Raw genomic sequence first — 17,350 nt, 5'->3', positions numbered from 1 at the left:
TCAGGCTCCGTTCGCGTCCAGCGCGGCGACGGTCGTCGCCCCGGTGTCGGAGATGCACAGCCGCCGATCGCCGGCGGCCCAGGCGAGGTTCGCGGGCGCGATCCCCTTGAACCCGCCGTACTTCCAGCGGGGCTTTCCGTTCGCCGCGTCGAAGGCCCACAGCATCCCGTCGGCCCCGATCCGGTACACGTTCCCGTCGGCGTACAGCAGCCGGGCGCCCGGGGCGGGCGAACCGGGGGCGTCGGCCGGGATCGGCCGGCGCCACCGGGCCCTGCCCGTCGCCGCATCGAGGGCGACCAGGGAGAGACCGCCGTCCGCGTCCCGTGCCAGGACGTACGCGACGGTGCCCCGCTCGTCGGTGGCGACGCCGTCGCCGAGCCGGGAGGCACCGAGGACGTCCGGCACGGTCCACGCCCGCTTGCCGGTCGCCGCATCGAACGCGGCCAGGGTGCCGTGGTCGTCGACGACGAGGTAGTACGGTCCCGCGGCACCGGCCAGGGCCGCCTTGAACTCCTTCGACCAGGCCACCGTGCCCTTCGCGCCCACCGCGACGATCCGTTCGGTGTCGGCGTACAGCAGCCCGCCGCCGGACCGGGGAAGGCTCCAGAACACGGGCATGGCGCGCGCCTTGTGCAGCCAGGCGGTGCGGCGGCCGACGAGGTCGAGCGCCCACACGTTCAGCTCGCCGACGGTGCTCTCGTCCCTGGTGAGGGGCAGGACGTAGGCGCGGCCGTCGCGGACGCCGGGGAAGCCGAGGGCACCGGCGGAGTCGTGCCCCGCCAGGGTCGCCGTCCAGGGCTCCTTGCCGTCGGCCATGCGGACCGAGAGCACCGCCGCCTTCACACCGGCCCGCGCCGCCGTCGGCGTCAGCCCGGCGGACCCCGACACGTACAGCCGGTCGCCGTCCACGGCGGCGACCCGCAGGGCGTTGGCGCCCATCACGGAGAAGTACATGTCGTGGTCGGCGCTCTTCACCGTCCACGCCGTGCCGCCCCGCCGGTCGAGGCCGACCAGCTGCTCCAGGGTCACGCAGGCGACGATCCCGTTCCCGGGGAGCACCTGGACGGCGGCGGACGGAAGCTTCGTCTGCCAGGTGAGCTTCGCGTCGGGCACGCTGTCGGGCTTGGGGCGGGAGGGGCCCGGTGTGCTGCCGGAGGCCCCGCCGCTCCGGCCGTCGGCGGCCTCGGAGCCGCCGTGGTCCAGCGCCCATAACGTGCCGCCGCCGGCGAGGGCGAGCGCGCCGCCGGTCAGCCCGAGGAGCAGCGTCCGCCGGCCCGGCGCCCGTCCGGGTTCCGCCGGGGGAGGGAGGAGGTCCTCGACCGGGCCGGTGAGCGGGAGCGTCGGGTCCGGCACGGGCTCCGGAGCGGGCTCCGGCTCTGGCGGTGCCGCGAGGGCCGCCCGCAGTGCGAGGACGTCCGCCGCGACCTGACCGGGGAGCCAGCCGGCCGCGTCCGCGGGCCGGTCCGCACGGGGGCCGTGGCCATGGCCGAGGCGCGGGTCGGGGTGGCGGGTGATCCCCTCGACGTACGCGATCACCTCGCGCGGGGACGGCCGCCGCTCGGGTTCCTTGGCCAGACACCGTTCGATCAGGGGCCGTACGCTCGCGGGGACGGCCGACAGATCGGGTTCGGTGTGCACGACCCGGAAGAGGACCGCCGCGCTCGCGCCCTCCCCGAACGGGCTCTCCCCGCACGCGGCGAACGCGACCGTGGTCCCCAGCGAGAACATGTCGCTCGCCGGGGTGAGGTGTCGGCCCAGGGCCTGCTCGGGCGACATGTACGGCGCCGAGCCGATCACGGAACCGGTGGAGGTCAGGGCCGTGCCGTCGGTGGCGCGGGCGATGCCGAAGTCGATCACGTGCGGCCCGTCCAGGGCGAGCAGCACGTTCGCCGGCTTCAGGTCCCGGTGGATGACCTCCGCCGCATGGATGCCCACCAGGGCCTCGGCGAGGCCGGCCGTGAGCATCCGCAGCGCGTCCTCGGGCAGCGGGCCGCGCGTTCCGACCGCGCGGTGCAGCGAGACCCCCACGACGAACGCCGTGGCCATCCAGGGCGCGCGGGCGTCCGGGTCGGCGTCCACGACCGGCGCGGTGAAGGCCCCCGAAACCCGCCGCGCGGCCGCGACCTCGCGGCGGAACCGGTCCCGGAAGGCGTCGTCGACGGCGAGGTCGGGCCGCACCATCTTCACGGCGACCGTCCGTCCCCCGGACGACCGCCCCAGGTAGACCGCCCCCATGCCGCCCGTGCCGAGCCGCGCGACGAGCGCGTACGGCCCTGCCTCCCGCGGATCGTCCGCGCGGAGTCGCTCCATCGTGGCCCCTCTTCCTCGACGGCCCCACAGGTTACCGGCGCGGGAGGGGGCCGCGTCCTGGTTCGCGAACTGTTCGGACGCGGAGCTCCTCGTAGGTCCGCTACGCCTTCTTCGCCCTGGCCGCAGGGGAGTCGGGGGCGCAGGCCGTACGGGCCGCCGCTACGGCCGCTTCGCCTTCCTTCGCGTTCGTGATCGGGGCGGAGCACTCCACGACGCCGGAGCCGTCCGTGGTCCAGCCGGTCGCGCGGCCCACCGCTCGCTTCCCGTCGCCGCAGGTGTACCGGAAGTCGGCGGTGACCTGTCGTACCCAGGCGAAGTCGACGAAGGTTCCGGCGCCGTCGACGCTGGTGGTGCGGGACCGGAGGGCCGGTCCGGGCCTGTGGACGTCGGCGAATCCGACATCGCCTTCGGCGGCGTCCGTGTCGCCGATGTGCGTCGCCAGCGAGCGGAGCGTGGCCTTCGCGTCGACCCGCGGGCCGTCCTCGAAGGTGACGGCGGTGACCGGGGTGTGGAGCCGTGACAGCCGGTGCGTCAGCGCGCCGCCCCCCTTGCCGAGCTTCTGCGGCTCGGCGACGCCGGTCAGCACCTCCCGCGCGTCGACGTTGAACCAGGTGTACGTGCCGTTCGCGCATGCCGTGGTGATCGCCTGTGTGGCCCGCTCGGCCGTCCCGCCGGCCTGGTCCGTGCAGGCGGCCGTGCCGGTGAGCAGCGCGGCGACGGCACACGCGGAGAGGCCGATCTTCGTGATCTTCATGCTGGTGTCCCCCTGATACCTCGCGCCATTGGTCGATGGCGGACTCGATCCTGTTCGCCGAGGCGCCTGCGGGACAAGGGACTTGAGTCACTTCTGAGCTCGGGGTCATGAGACCGCGGCCCCCGCCCCCTGTCCCGAGGGCTGCGTCAGGAAGGGAGGGCGCCGAGCTGGCGCAGCTGGGTGAGGACGTCCACGACGCCCCGGACCTCGGCGATCCTGCCGTCCACGAAGCGGAAGACGAAGATCTCGCCGTAGGCGACGGGCCTCCCGGTGGGCGGCAGGCCCCGGTACTCGCCCAGGTGGGTGCCGGTCACCGTGTTCCGGGAGACGACCTTGTCCCCTTCCGCGACCGTCTCCTCGACGGTGACCCGGATGTCGGGGAACGCGCACAGGAGCGCCGCCCACACCCGCTTCAGGGCCTCCGCACCCGTCCCGCCCATCGGTACGGGAGCGTGGAAGACCAGGTCCGGGGCGGTGAACTCGTCGATGGCCCGCGCGACCCGTTCGGGGTCGCCGCTGTTCGTGGCGGCGTGGAACCGTTCGAGCACCGCGATGTTGCCCGCTGCCTCGGCTGCCGACATGGATCTCTCCTCCTGCTCGGTGGACGGGACGTCTCGGTGGTACGACGGCACGGCGGCCGGGAACGTGACATCGCGCAGACCGGCGCAGAGGCCGCATGGGACGGGTCTGTCCGATTCGCCCGGTATTCCAGCATGTGGATCGGCGGTAAAGCGCGGGAAAAGTTGTCCCGGCCGGGCTGCGGTTCCCGCACGGAGCGTTTCGGCAGTCTTGACGCGTTCTTGGCGCCCCGGCACCCCGATCCGGCGTGTCGGAACAACGGATTCCGCAGCTGGTAGGGCATTGACCTGCGGTTCTGCTCACGCTTCCATTCAGCCCGGGAGCCCACGGAACCACCTGATCATCAGCCGCCCCGGAGGCGATACCGCTCCCGCTCAGAATCACCGTACGCATCGATCGGAACCGCCTGATGACCGACACCCTCAGCGCACCGCACGCGTTGGCCCCTCAGACCGGCCCCGTGCCGCAGAAGCTCAAGCGTTCCATCGGTGTCGTGGGCGGCACATTGCTCACGCTGTCGTGCGTGACGCCCGCCTCCACCCTCTTCGTGGTCGTACCCGACCTGTTCGACGGCGTGGGCACGTACGCCGCCCTGACCATCGCGATCGGCTCGCTGCTCTGTATCGGCGTGGCGTTCTGCTACTCCGAGCTGGGCACCCTGATCCCGAGCGCGGGCGGCGAGTACGCCATCGTCTCCACCCTCTCGGGCCGCCTGGCGGGCTGGCTGGTGTTCGTCCTGTCCCTGCTGGTGGTGATGATCGTGCCACCGGTGATCGCCATGGGGACCGCCGACTACCTCGCGCCCCTGGTCCACATCCCCGCCCCGATCGCCGGCGCCGGCGTCATGCTCCTCGCGACCCTCGCGGGCCTCCTCGACCTGCGCGCCAACGCCTGGATCACCGGCATCTTCCTGGTCCTCGAAGTGGTCGCGGCGGGCATCGTCGCCATCCTCGGCTTCGCCCACTCCCAGCGGGGCGTCGGCTCCCTGGTCCACGGCGAGGTCGCGCACGCCGGCGGCTCGCACTCGCTCGTCACCGGTGCCATGGTGGTCTCCGGCCTCGCCATCGCCCTCTTCATCACCCAGGGCTTCTCGACGGCCGTCTACCTCTCCGAGGAGCTGGAGAACCCGCGCAGGTCCGTGGCCCGCACCGTGCTCGCCACCCTCGCCATCTCGACCGCCGTCATCCTGGTGCCCGTCGTCGCCATCACCCTGGGCGCCGGTGATCTGGAGACCCTCACCGGCGGCGACATCAGCGGCATGATCAACGCCTGGTCCAACTCCGCCGTCGGCACCTTCATCAGCCTGTGCGTCGCGCTGGCCATCATCAACGCCGGCATCGTCATGGTGATCCAGAACTCCCGCGTGCTGTTCGCCTCGGCCCGCGACAAGGCCTGGCCCGAGCCCGTCAACAACGCCCTCTCCCGCCTGGGCCGCTTCGGCTCCCCGTGGGTGGCCACCCTGGTCGTGGGCGTGCCGGGTGCGGCCCTCTGCTTCGTCAACCTCGACACCCTCTACGGCGTCACCGGCGTCTCCGTCACCGGCATGTACCTGCTGGTGGCCGTGGCGGCGCTGTTCAGCCGCAGGGGCGCGCACCGCGAGGTCGCGGCGTGGCGCATGCCGCTCTGGCCGGCCGTCCCGGTGGTCCTGATCGCCGTGCTCGCGTACGTCCTGTACATGCAGGACGTCGAGTACCTGCTGTGGACCGGCGGCATCACGGCGGGGGCCACCCTCTACTGGGCCCTGTACCTGCGGCCGCGCAAGGACACCCGCTGGCTGGTCAGCATCCCGGAGGACGAGCAGGTCTGATCCTGCCGGAACCATCCCGCCCGAGGGCCGGAGCGCTGCGTGCGCCCCGGCCCTCGGGCGTTCCGCCGCGTGGGCCGTTCGTGTCGCGCGCGCCGTACGGCATCGGGGGGACGATCACTCCGTACGGGGGGTGGACGGGAGCTCCCGCGTGTCGTGACGGGTGCCGTGGGATGCGGAAACGTATCTGTGCATGCATGACCGCTGACATGGAACACCTGTTGAACGTACGCCTGTGCGAGCGCTTCGGTGACGCGGCCGAGTGGGCCGAGGTCACCGCCTTGACCGCCTCCCACCTCCGGGTCGTCGTCTCGGCGCTCGGCCCCGAGGACGCCATGACCTTCCTGGCGGCCGCGCGTCGGGCCCTGGACGAGGAGGAATCCCGGGCAGGAACGATTCATCTCGGCTTCGGCGCCCACCTCTGGACCCACCTCGAAGACGTCCCGATGGGTGCCTCGCCCCTGGCCAGGGCGTCCGCCTGGGACGCGATGCTGACCATGCACCGCCTCTCCGTCCTGGACCCGGACCCGGGCCTCGGTGCCCACGTCGACAGCGCCCTGGACGCCTGCCGCCTCCGCCTCGTGCCGACCGCCGCGGGGTTCTGAGCGGGGCGAGGCGTGGGTGCGCGGGACTCGGGCCTGTCTTTCGGATCATGCAGGGCTCGCGGGGCCTGGCACGTGCGCTCGCCGCGTCGTCGCCGGTCGGCGACTCCCCCGTAGCCCTTCGGGCACGGGAGGTGCCCCCGCCGCGTCGACTCCCTCCTCCGCTTTGCGGTCGCGCTCGGCATCCGAAGGATGGATCAGGGAGCCGAGACGGAGCGAGCGAAGCGAGTGCAGTGTGCCGGGCCCCGCTCCCTGATCCGGCCTGATCCGAAAGACAGGCCCTGGGGCCCGCGCACCGGCGCCGCGCCTCGGTGCGGCGCCCCGACCGTCCGGAGACACGCGCGGTCGTCCGCGCCGAGCAGGAACGGCACGGCCGTCGGCATGGCCGCGCTCATGTGCAGGACGCCGTCCAGGAGAGCGTTGCCGAGCAGGCGGAGAGCCTCGGGACCCGCCTCCTCGTCGAGCGGGCAGGGGAGGAGCGCCGGGATCCCGGACGCCGCCCCGGTCGAAGGCGTTCTCGCCCGACGCGGCGCCGCGCGCAAGTACCAGGATCGACCAATCACCCAAACCCTGATCGAAATTCGATCAATCGACGAGAACGCATTGACTTGATCACCGGCCGCACCTACTTTCTGGCCGCATCCGACCGCCGGAAAGGTTGTTGCGTCATGACCATCAGAGCTTTGCCCAAGCGCCAGTCGACGGTCCGTGGGCTCCTCGCCGCCGTCCTCGCGTTCGGCGGAACCGCCGCCCTCCCCGGTCCGACCGCCGAGGCCGCGGGAAGCGTCACCTACGTGGACTGCTCACGGGCGACCGCCGGGGACGGCAGCCAGACCGCGCCGTTCAACAGCATCGGACAGGCCAACGCGAAGGCGTACGGCCCCGGTGACACACTCGCCTTCGCCTCCGGCACCACCTGCACCGGCGCCCTCGCACCCCAGGGCAGCGGCACCGCCACCGCACCCATCCAGCTCACCGCTTACGGCTCCGGCGCCCTGCCCGTGATCGACGGCGGCGGCGCCCCGAACGCGGTCTCCCTCACCAACCAGGACCACTGGCGGATCGGCAACCTCAAGATCACCAACCCCGCCGCCGCCCTCGCCCGCCGCACCGGCCTGCGGATCTCCGCCACCGACGGCACGGCGCACCGGGGCTTCGACATCGGCGGCCTCGTCATCGACCGGGTGGCCGGCCAGACGAACAAGAACAGCCCGACCACCGAGGACTACGTCCAGTCCGCCGGCATCGTCACGGGCGCGACCGGCACGAACTCCACCCTCAACGACGTCCACGTCCACGACAACCAGATCAGCAACACGGGCGGCGGCGGCCTCAAGATCCGCGTCGGCGCCATGGCCGTCAAGGGCACCGGAGTCCTCATAGAGAACAACACCCTCAAGGACGTCGGCGGCGACGGCATCATCGCCAGCTACGCCGAAGCGCCCATGATCCAGTACAACAACGCCTCCGGCGTCGGCAACGGCGTCTACCCCTTCTCCGGCGGCAACTTCGCCGGCATCTGGGTGCTGGGCGACCACGACCCGACCATCCAGAAGAACGCCGTGTACGGCATCACGCGGATGTCCGTCGCCGACAGCCAGGCCTTCGACTGCGACTGGGGCAACACCGGCACCTGCACGATCCAGTACAACTTCAGCCGCGACAACATCGGCGGCTTCTTCCTCGACTGCGACGGCTGCGGCACCATCGGCGGCGCCCAGCAGGTCATCCGCTACAACATCTCCGAGAACGACTGCCGCATGAGCAGCGTCAGCGCCGGACGCTCGGCCCTGCACCTCTACAACAACGTCCTCTACTGCACGGACAAGAAGTTCAGCATCACGCTCCCCGACGAGAGCGTCGTCGAGAACAACATCTGGGTGGGGACCACCGACTCCCGGCTGCCCACGGCGGCCGGGATCTCCTGGCTGTGGAACGTCTTCCAGGGCGTGCCCCGGCCGACCGCCAACGGCATCGTCGGCGACCCGCAGTTCGTGAACCCCGGCACCGGCGGCGACACCATCCACTCCGCCGACGGCTACAAGCTGCGCTCCACGTCCCCCGCCCTGAACAACGGCTCCGTCATCAGCGGCAACGGAGGCCGCGACTACTGGGCCAACCCGGTGAGCACCACCACGAAGCCGCACCGCGGCGCGTACGACGGCCCGGGTCTGTAGCCTTCTCGACGCCCCCCGAGGACGGGTGGGGTCCGTCCTCGGGCACGGCTCACGGCGCCACGTGGTAGTACCGGGTGCAGGCCAGGACCATGCCGTCGTCGGCGATCGTGAACAGGTCGACGAAACGCAGGTCCTGCCCGTCCGTGCCCGGCACCACGCGGCGCCCCGTGGCGACCACACTGCGGTCCTGGCCGACGACCCGGTCGATCGCGTAGCGGGCCGTCGGCAGGGTGTGCCCGAAGTGGGTGTGCAGGACGGCCGCCCGGCCGTGGAACGCAGGCAGGCCCGGCAGTTCGAGGACCACGTCCTCGTGCAGCAGGGAGGCGCACGAGTCCAGGTCACCGGCGTCGAGGTAGTCGTAGACCAGGCGGACGTGGTCGATTCCCGCGGCGGTGACCAGGTCGGCCGGTCCCGGCAACCCGGTGCTCGTGTCTTCTTGGCGGTTCAACGGCTGAGCCCCTTTCACTCTCGGCCAGGATTCTGGGGGGAGCCGCCAACTCCACGTTATCCCCCCTCTATCTCCGACCGGGATCTTCACGGCATGGACAAGGCGGGGGTGGTTGTGGAGACTGTCCACACTTGGTCCTGAAGTGTCAACTCGTTTCTTTGGTGGGGGAATCGGTGACGGACGACATCGGGGACAGATCCCAGGAGCTCCCGGACCTGTCACCCCTCGTCTTCCGGGTCCTGGGGCCGCTCCAGGTCCACGGCCCCGTCGGGCCGCTGCGGCTCCCTCCGGGCCGCCAGGAGGTGATCCTCGCGGCGCTGCTCCTCGAGGTGAACCGGGTGGTCAGCACCAACCATCTGGTGGACCTCATCTGGGAGGACAACCCGCCGGAGACCGCCCGCACCCAGGTCCAGATCTGCGTGTCGCGGCTGCGGAAGCTCCTCGCGGGCGCGGACGGCGAGGTCTCGATCACGACCCGCCCCCCGGGGTACGTCCTGCACACCGACGCCGGCAACGTGGACGCGGCGCTCTTCACCACCCTCGTCTTACGGGCCCGACGGCTGCGCGAACGCGGAGAACTCCACGAGGCCGTGCGGCTGTTGAGGGACGCGGTGACGCTCTGGCAGGGCGACTGCCTGTCCGGCCTCGACAGCGGCCCACTGGCCAACAAGGCACGCCAGCTCAACGAGGAACGCCTGACCGCCGTCGAACTCCGCATCCAACTGGAGCTCGAACTCGGACGCTACGACGGCCTTGTGGGCGAACTGCAGAGGCTCGTCCACGAACACCCCCTCCGGGAGAAGCTGCGCGGCCAGCTCATCCAGGCGCTCTACTGGTCGGGACGACAGGCCGAGGCCCTGGAGGCCTTCCGCACCGCGCGACGGTTCCTCGCCGAGGAACTCGGCCTGGAACCCAGCCGCGAGCTCAGGGAACTGGAGGCGGCGATCCTCGCCGGCCGACTGCCCGCGCCCGCCGCACCCACACCCGTACCCGCATCCGTACGCGTCTCGGCGGACAAGGCCGAGGAGCAGACGGCGGCACCGGAGACGGAGGAGGAGCCCGAGCCGACGGCCCCGCCCGCCCCGGAGTCCGTACGCCAGGACGCCGTCCCGCACCAGCTGCCCGCCGCCGTCGCCGACTTCGTCTCCGACGCCGGCCAGCTCGCCGCGCTCGAAGAGGCGCTCACCGGACGGCCCGGCCGCACCACCGTCGGGCTCGCCGCGATCACCGGCAAGCCCGGCACCGGCAAGTCGACCCTCGCCGTGCACGTCGCCCACATGCTCTCCGAGACCGGCTTCCCCGACGGTCAGCTCTATTGCGACCTGCGCGGCACGACCGGCACCCCGGCCACCCCCGAGGAGGTCCTCGGACGGTTCCTGCGCGCCCTCGGCATCCCCGGCCAGCTCATCCCGCAATCCCTGGACGAGCGGGCCGAGATGTACCGCACCCGACTCGCCTCCCGCCGCGTCCTGGTCGTCCTCGACGACGCCTGCGGCGAAGGCCAGGTGCTGCCGCTGCTGCCCGGCAGCCGCGGCTGCGCCGTCCTCGTCACCGGCCGGGCCCGCCTCACCGCGCTGCCCGGCGCGCACCGCGTGGAACTCGACGTGCTCGCCGAGGACCGCGCCCTCGAACTGCTCTCGCGGATCATCGGACGCGAGCGGGTCGCGGGCGAGGCCGCGGCAGCGGAGGCCCTGGTCCGCACGGTCGGACGCCTCCCGCTGGCCCTGCGGATCGTCGCCGCCCGCCTCGCGGCGCGCCCGCACTGGACCCTGGCGTCCATGGTGCAGCGGCTCGCCAACGAGCGGCACCGGCTCGACGAACTGACGCACGGCGAGATGACCATGCGCGCCAGCCTGTCCCTGACGTACGAGGGCCTGGGCCCGGACGACCGCCGGCTGCTGCGCCTCCTGAGCATGGCGCAGGCACCGACCCTGCCGAGCTGGCTGGCCGGCGCCCTGCTCGACGACCGCCGCCCCTTCCCCTCGGACCTGATGGAACCGCTGGTCGACGTGCAGATGCTGGACGTCGCCGGAGTGGAGCGGACCGGCGGTTTCCGGTACCGCTTCCACGAGATCATCCGCGTGTACGCCCGGGAACAGCTGGCGGCGCACCACACGCCCGAGGCACAGCAGGAGGTGCTCGCCCGGATGGCGGGCGGCTGGATGCACCTGGCCCAGCAGGCCCACCGCAAGGTGTACGGCGGCGACTTCACCGTCCTGCACGGTGACGCGCCCCGCTGGGAACCCCCGGACTCCTACACGGACGAGGTGCTCGCCGACCCGCTGGCCTGGCTCGACGCCGAACAGGCCTCCCTGTGCGGGATGGTCGAGCACACCGCCGACGCGGGCCTCCACGACCTCAGCTGGGACCTCGCGACCTCGCTCGTCACGCTGTTCGAGGTGCGCGGGCACTACGACCTGTGGGAGCAGACCCATCTGAGCGCGCTGGCCGCCGTCCGCAAGGCGGGCAACCTGCGGGGCACCGCCGCGATACGGGCCTCGCTCGGCTCGCTCTACATGAGCCGCAACCAGTTCGACACGGCCCGGCAGTCCCTGACCTCGGCGCTCGACGTCTTCCAGGCACTCGACGAGCCCATGGGCGAGGCACTTTGCCGCCGCGACATGGCGCTCATCGCGCGCACCAGCGGCGACGACTCCTCGGCCCTGGAGCTGTACCGGAGGTCCCTGGCCGACTTCGACCGGGCCGGCGACGTCGTCGGCCGCGCGATCGTCCTCACCCAGAGCGCCCACATCCGGATGCGGCAGGGCGAGACAGCGGCGGCGCAGAGCCAGCTGGACGAGGCGCTCGACATCTACGAAGGGGTCGGTTACACGGGCGGCCGGGCGCGCACACTGCGGCGCGTCGGGCAACTGCTGCTCGAACAGGGCAGGAGCGACCTGGCGGTCCTGACCTTCACGGAAGTACTGGAACTCTGCCGGGACTCCGGCGACGTCATCGGAGAAGGCCATCTGCTCCGCGACCTGGGACACGCCTTCGTCATCATGGGCCGTCCCGACCGGGCCCGGGACTTCTTCGACCGCGCGGTGACCGCGCGGGAGGGCGTCATGGATTTTAGCGGGGGCGCGTTGGCGCGCCTGGACCTCGCCCGTCTGCTCGACGCGGAGCCGGGGCGGTCGAGGGAGCTGCTCGTCCCGGCGGTCGAGGTGTTCCGCGAGCGGCGGATGGGACGCGAACTCGCCGAGGCGGAAAGGCTGCTCGCGACCGGTTACTGAGGAGGGGACCCGCCTGAGGTGGGGGTCGGCCTGATGCGGAGGCCGGCCTGACGGGGGTCAGTCCCAGGGGTTGTTGTCGCTGCTGCACGTGGTGATGGTGGCGCCGGTGGCGTCGACCGTGGTCGTGCAGACCGGGGTGGTGCTCGTCGTGCTGCCCGTCGTCCCGTCGGCCCAGCTCGCCTGGACGCCCGCCCCGGTCAGGATCACGATCAGCGCGGCGGTCACGGCGGCGCGGACGGAGGTGCGGGCGGCGGTGGTGGAGAAGTACGACATCGGATCCTGCCTCTCGTTGGTGTGCGGCGTTTCCTTCTGACCACCAACTTAGGAACACGCGGATTCACGGCACCGCTCGCTGCCTTATCACCCCGCTATCACGGAACCGATCCCCGCCCGCACCGCTATCACGAGTGACCATGCCGCTATCGCCGGGCACCGAGGCCCGGGCATCTCCACGTCCGGAGGGACGGTGGCCGGTTAGTGCCGGGATGCCCCCTGAATAGTCGCGTCCGGACGATGGGTTCCAGCAGACGGCGAGGCGCAGCCCCCGGCCGGCGGCCCGATCGGGCGGCCGCCCGGGGGACCGCCCCAACTCGACCAGCGGGAGCTTCTCATGACGACCAGTCTCTCCCCGGAGGACACCGTGACGGCCACCGCCGCACTCGGCACCCTCATACGCGGCCACCGGCTCCGCATCGGCCTCACCCAGCAGGAGCTCGCGGACCTCTCCACCATCAGCGTCCGCGCCATCCGCGACCTGGAGAAGGGCAAGGCGCAGCGCCCGAGAGCCGACACGATCCGGCTGATCGCCGACGGCCTCCGGCTCGGCCCCCGGGCCCGTGCGGCCCTGGAGGACGCGGTCCGACGGGGACACGGACACCGGGGCGGCATCGGGACCGGCCACTTCGCCACCGAGCGGCCGGCCCCGCCCGTACCGCTGCACCCGCTGATCGAACGGGACGCCGAGTCCACCGTCCTCACGGAGGAACTGCGCTCCGGAGCCGAACGGCTGATCACCGTCGTCGGGCTGAGCGGCGTGGGCAAGACGAGAGTGGCTCTGGAAGCGGCGGCCCGACTGTATGACGCGGGTCTCCCGGTGCTGTGGCACACCGCCCCCGGCGCGGTCGCCGACTGCCTCCCGTCCTGCGACGGCCGACCCGCCGCCCTCACCGCCGACTGCGCCTCCTTCCTGCACGGCGACGGCCACGCGGACGACCTCCTCCCCGAACTGGCCGGCGCGCTCGGCGACCGCGCGGCCCTCCTCGTCCTCGACGGCGTCGACACCGCGCTGCTCGACTTCCAGCGCCTCAGCCGGCTGCTGCGCGAGCTGCCCGGACTCCGCCTCCTCGTCACCGCCGACGAACCCTGGAACGTCCCCGGTGAACGCCTCTTCCTCCTCTCCCCGCTGGAGGCCCCGGACCCTTCCGAGGGCATCCGCCCCGACGCGCCCGCCGCCCGGTTCTTCCTCAGCCGGCTCCGCCACGTCCGCCCCGACATCGTTCCCGACGACCGGGTCCTCGCGGACATCGCCTGGGTCAGCCACCGGCTCGACGGCCACCCTCTCGCGCTGGCCGCCGCGGCCTCCTGGCTCACCGTCTGCGACCTGACCACGCTGCGCGCCATCGTCGAGTCCGACCCGGCATCCCTGCTCGACCACCTGGCCGACGGCCGGTCCGGCTCCCGCCTCCGCGAGCGCGTCGCCCGCACGCTCGCCGCGCTCCCCGACAGCCACCGGGACCTGATCGGCGCGCTGTGCGCCGCGAGCGGGGAGGCGTTCGTCCTGGAGGACGTCGTCCGGCTGACCGGCATGCCCCTGCCGCACTGCGGCCGCATGGTCCGCGACCTGCTGGTCAGCGGCGCGATCCGAGCCGGCTCGGACGGCGGCCGCTCGGCGTTCCGGGTGCTGCGCGTGGTGCGGGCACTCGCGGGGGACGTGAGTGCGGTGACGACCCCGTCCTCGTGACGGGCGGCACCGCGACCGCTGCCGCCCGACTGCCGATCCACCGCCGCACCAACTGCCGCTCCACCGCCGAACCGCTGGCGTACCGCCGGACCAACTGCCGCTCCCGGCCCCGGCCCACGGGTTGTATGGCGACTGCCCCGCCACGCTCTCCCCTTCGAAGAAGACCTCCCCTCCTCCGTCGTGACTTCCACAGGAGCCCCTCATGCCGTTCGACACGCCCGTCGCACCCGCTCCGGCTGCCGTCCGGTTGCCGCTCTCGGTGGCCCAGCGTGACATCTGGACGGCACACGCCCTCGACCCCACCGGCGTGAAGTACAACGTCGCCGAGTGCCGCGAGATCAACGGCTCCGTGGACCCGCAGCTGATGGCCGCCGCCTGGCGCCGGCTCGTCGAGGAGGCGGACTTCCTCCGCATCCGCCGCTTCGAGGACGACGGCGAGCAGGTGTGGCAGCTCGTCGACACCGACGCCGGCGCGCGCAGCCTGCCCTTCACCGACGTGAGCGGCACCGACGACCCGGAGGCCGAGGCCTGGCGGATCGTCGACGCCCTGATCCGCGCCCCCTTCGACCTCACCGACCAGCCGCCGGTCCGCTGCGCGCTGATCAAGCTCGGCGAGGAGAGGTACTTCTACTTCTACGGGTTCCACCACCTGGTCGTCGACGGCGTGGGCGTCTCGATGGCGCTGGCGCGACTGGTCGAGCTGTACGAGCAGGCCGTCGCGGGCGAGCCCTGGGGACCCTCCCCGTTCGGGAGCCTGGCGGAGCTGCTCGCCGAGGACGCCGAGTACCGGCTTTCCGAGGAGGCCGCCGCCGAGCGTGCCGCCTGGCGCGAGCACCTCGCCGGAGCCCCGGACGCACCCGCCGGTCTCGTCCGGGGCACCGGCCGGGCGACGGCCGCGCACGGCGGACTGCCCTTCGCCCGCCGGAGCGTACGGGTGTCCCCGGCGGATGCCGACCGGCTCCGCTCGGTCGCACGCGGCGAGCGCGCCACGTGGTCCGTCCTCCTCGTGGCCCTCTTCTCGGTCTACCTGCACCGCGTCACGGGACGTACGGAGCTGGTGATCGCCCTGCCGGTGACCGGCAGGACCTCCAAGCTCGCCCGCAGCACCCCGGGCATGTCGTCGAACGTGGTCCCGCTGAGGATCCGGGTCCGGCCCGAGGACTCGCTCGGCGCTCTCGTCCGCTCGGTGGGAGCCGAGGTCAAGCACGGTCTGCGTCACCAGCTGACCCGGTACGAGGACCTGTGCCGCGACGCCGGTGTCATCGACGGCGCCCGCAGGCTGGCCACCCCCGTCCTCAACATCATGGGCTTCCACGGGGAGCTCACCGTGTGCGGCCACCCGACGGTCAACCACAACGTGAGCAACGGTCCCGTCGACGACCTCAGCGTCGCCGTGCTCGACCTGGGCGCCGCGAACGGCCTGCGCATCGACTTCGACACCCCCGTCGACGGCGTCGACGTGACGGCCGTCGCCGACCACCAGGACCGGTTCGCCGCCTTCCTCTCCTCCGTCCTCGCCACGGAGCGACCGGGCGATCACAGGGTCGCCGACCTCGACGTCCTGTCGGCGACGGAGCGCGAGCTCCTCACGGGCGAGTGGGCCGGGCCCGTGGCGGACGCCGTACACACGACGCTCGTGGAGCGGTTCGAGGAGCAGGCGGCGCGCTTCCCCGACAGGGTCGCGCTCATCGACGAGACGGGGGAGGTCACGTACGCGGAACTCAACGCCGCCGCCAACCGCTGGGCCCGCCACCTCCGCTCCCGCGGCCTCGGACGCGGCGACATGGCCGGCATCCTCTTCGAACGCGGCACCCGCTTCGCCACCGCCCTGCTCGCCGTCCTGAAGACCGGCGCCGCCCACGTCCTCCTCGACCCCGACTTTCCCGACGACCGACTGCGCTCGGCGGCCACCGACGCCGGAATCAGCCACCTCGTCACCCGCCCGATGCTCGCCGAGCGCGTCGACGGACCCTGGCAGACCCACACCGAGGCCCCGGGCGAACTCCTGGCCCACAACCCCGGCGACCTCGGCCTGCCGCTCGGCCCCGACGACCCCGCCTGCCTCATGTTCACCTCGGGCTCGACCGGCCGGCCGAAGGCCATCCTGTCCTCTCACCGCAACCTGGTGGCGACCCTCATCGGCCAGCCCTACCTGCCGGTGGGACCGGAGCAGGTGTACCTCCAGTGCTCGCCGGTGTCCTGGGACGCGTTCAGCCTGGAGTTCTGGGGCGCTCTCCTCCACGGCGGCACGGCGGTCCTCCAGCCGGGACAGAAACCCGAACCCGCCCTCGTGACCGACCTCGCACGCCGCCACCGCGTCACGACGCTCCTGCTCTCGGCCACCCTCTTCAACTACCTCACCGACGAGCACCCCGAGGCCTTCGAGACCGTCACCACCGCCTTCACGGTCGGCGAGGCGGCCTCCCCGGCGCACGTCCACAAGCTCCAGCGGCTCAGGCCCGGCATCACCGTCCTCAACGGCTACGGACCGGCCGAGGTCATGATCTACGCCACCACCCACACCGTCGAGCCCGGGGACGAGCCCCACGCGGTGATCCCGATCGGCACGCCGCTCGTCAACAAGCCGGCGTACGTCCTGGACGCACAGCTCAACCTGTGCCCGCCGGGCGTGACGGGCGAGCTGTACGTGGCGGGCGAAGGCCTCGCCCACGGCTACCTGGGTCGGCCGGACCTGACCGCCACCCGCTTCGTACCCGACCCCTTCGGCCCCGCGGGCGGCCGGCTCTACCGGACGGGCGACCTGGCCCGGTTCGACCGGGACGGACGCCTCCTGTACGAGGGCCGGGCGGACGACCAGATCAAGATCCTCGGCTTCCGCATCGAACCCGGCGAGACCGAGGCCGCGCTCCTGACACATCCCCAGGTCACCCAGGCCGTCGTCACCGTCCACCAGAAGCGTCTGGCCGCCTACATCGTCGTCACGGACGGAGACGCCGATCCTGAGGACATCCGCCGGCACGTCGCCGACCGACTCCCCGAGCACCTCGTCCCCACGTACCTGACCACGCTCGACCGCCTGCCCGTCACACCCAACGGAAAGATCGACAAGCGGGCCCTTCCCACGCCGACGAAGGCGCTGACCACGGCCCGCGCCCCGCGCGACGAGACCGAGGAGATCCTCGCCGCGCTGTTCACCGGAACCCTGGACACGACCGCCCAAGTGGGCATCGACGACAGCTTCTTCGCCCTCGGCGGCCACTCGCTGCTCGCGGCCCGGCTGACGAACCACATCGCCGAGGCCTTCGGGGTACGGCTGACGATCCGGGACGTGTTCGGGCACCCGACGGTGGCGGGGCTCGCGGAGCTGGTCGCCGAGCAGAGCGGGGTACGGGCCGTCCCGCAGCTGATCGCGGGGGAGGGGGACGGTGACACGGCTCCGGTCTCGTTCGCTCAGCGGCGACTGTGGTTGCTGGCGGAGTTGGAGGGGGGCAGTGCGGCTTACAACGTGCCGATGGTGGTGCG

Annotated in this window: 11 protein-coding genes; 6 read left to right on the top strand and 5 right to left on the bottom strand. The window is 72.3% G+C overall.

Going from position 1 to position 17,350, the window contains the following annotated elements; all coding sequences use genetic code 11:
- The 3 genes from ACFYX3_RS39215 to ACFYX3_RS39205 form a co-directional block, all read right to left on the bottom strand.
- Positions 1–2,310, bottom strand: a complete 2,310-nt coding sequence (locus ACFYX3_RS39215; RefSeq protein ID WP_389024542.1) for a serine/threonine-protein kinase — start codon at positions 2,308–2,310, stop codon at positions 1–3.
- A 100-nt stretch (positions 2,311–2,410) separates the two neighbouring features.
- Entirely contained in the window at positions 2,411–3,064 is a 654-nt protein-coding gene (locus ACFYX3_RS39210) for a hypothetical protein (protein ID WP_389024539.1), read from the bottom strand.
- Positions 3,065–3,210: 146 nt separating this feature from the next.
- Positions 3,211–3,645: an ester cyclase gene (locus ACFYX3_RS39205; RefSeq protein ID WP_389024536.1), complete on the bottom strand. Its 435-nt coding sequence runs from the start codon at positions 3,643–3,645 to the stop codon at positions 3,211–3,213.
- Between the two features lie 407 nt (positions 3,646–4,052).
- On the opposite strand from ACFYX3_RS39205, the gene ACFYX3_RS39200 reads away from it, so the two are divergent.
- The 3 genes from ACFYX3_RS39200 (at position 4,053) to ACFYX3_RS39190 (ending at position 8,226) form a co-directional block, all read left to right on the top strand.
- Positions 4,053–5,450, top strand: a complete 1,398-nt coding sequence (locus ACFYX3_RS39200) for an APC family permease (RefSeq protein ID WP_389024533.1) — start codon at positions 4,053–4,055, stop codon at positions 5,448–5,450.
- A 206-nt stretch (positions 5,451–5,656) separates the two neighbouring features.
- A complete protein-coding gene (locus ACFYX3_RS39195; protein ID WP_389024530.1) occupies positions 5,657–6,052 on the top strand; it encodes a hypothetical protein in 396 nt (131 codons plus the stop codon).
- 665 nt (positions 6,053–6,717) lie between these two features.
- The gene (locus tag ACFYX3_RS39190) at positions 6,718–8,226 is read left to right on the top strand and encodes a right-handed parallel beta-helix repeat-containing protein (protein ID WP_389024527.1); all 1,509 of its coding nucleotides are present in this window, start codon (positions 6,718–6,720) and stop codon (positions 8,224–8,226) included.
- Between the two features lie 49 nt (positions 8,227–8,275).
- Here the strand turns inward: ACFYX3_RS39190 and ACFYX3_RS39185 are convergent, their stop codons facing one another.
- On the bottom strand, positions 8,276–8,674 hold the full coding sequence (locus ACFYX3_RS39185) for a nuclear transport factor 2 family protein (RefSeq protein ID WP_389024524.1): 399 nt from the start codon (positions 8,672–8,674) through the stop codon (positions 8,276–8,278).
- A gap of 215 nt (positions 8,675–8,889) precedes the next feature.
- Here ACFYX3_RS39185 and ACFYX3_RS39180 point away from each other — a divergent pair, with 215 nt between their 5' ends.
- On the top strand, positions 8,890–11,907 hold the full coding sequence (locus ACFYX3_RS39180) for a BTAD domain-containing putative transcriptional regulator (protein WP_389024619.1): 3,018 nt from the start codon (positions 8,890–8,892) through the stop codon (positions 11,905–11,907).
- Positions 11,908–11,964: 57 nt separating this feature from the next.
- Here ACFYX3_RS39180 and ACFYX3_RS39175 read toward each other — a convergent pair whose 3' ends face one another.
- Positions 11,965–12,180, bottom strand: coding sequence for a hypothetical protein (locus ACFYX3_RS39175; RefSeq protein WP_376588212.1), 216 nt, complete (start codon positions 12,178–12,180; stop codon positions 11,965–11,967).
- A gap of 337 nt (positions 12,181–12,517) precedes the next feature.
- Between ACFYX3_RS39175 and ACFYX3_RS39170 the strand changes: the two genes are divergently transcribed.
- Both ACFYX3_RS39170 and ACFYX3_RS39165 read left to right on the top strand, forming a co-directional pair.
- Complete coding sequence (locus tag ACFYX3_RS39170) at positions 12,518–13,867, top strand: helix-turn-helix domain-containing protein (protein WP_389024520.1); 1,350 nt, start codon at positions 12,518–12,520, stop codon at positions 13,865–13,867.
- A 202-nt stretch (positions 13,868–14,069) separates the two neighbouring features.
- Positions 14,070–17,350 (top strand): amino acid adenylation domain-containing protein (locus tag ACFYX3_RS39165; protein ID WP_389024517.1); only part of this gene is annotated, 3,281 nt, incomplete at its 3' end.

The sequence above is a fragment of the Streptomyces sp. NPDC002463 genome, assembly GCF_042889835.1.
Lineage (GTDB): Bacteria > Actinomycetota > Actinomycetes > Streptomycetales > Streptomycetaceae > Streptomyces > Streptomyces nymphaeiformis.
The sequence above is the reverse complement of the archived record's forward strand: the minus strand, read 5'-3'. Positions and strand labels throughout refer to the sequence as shown.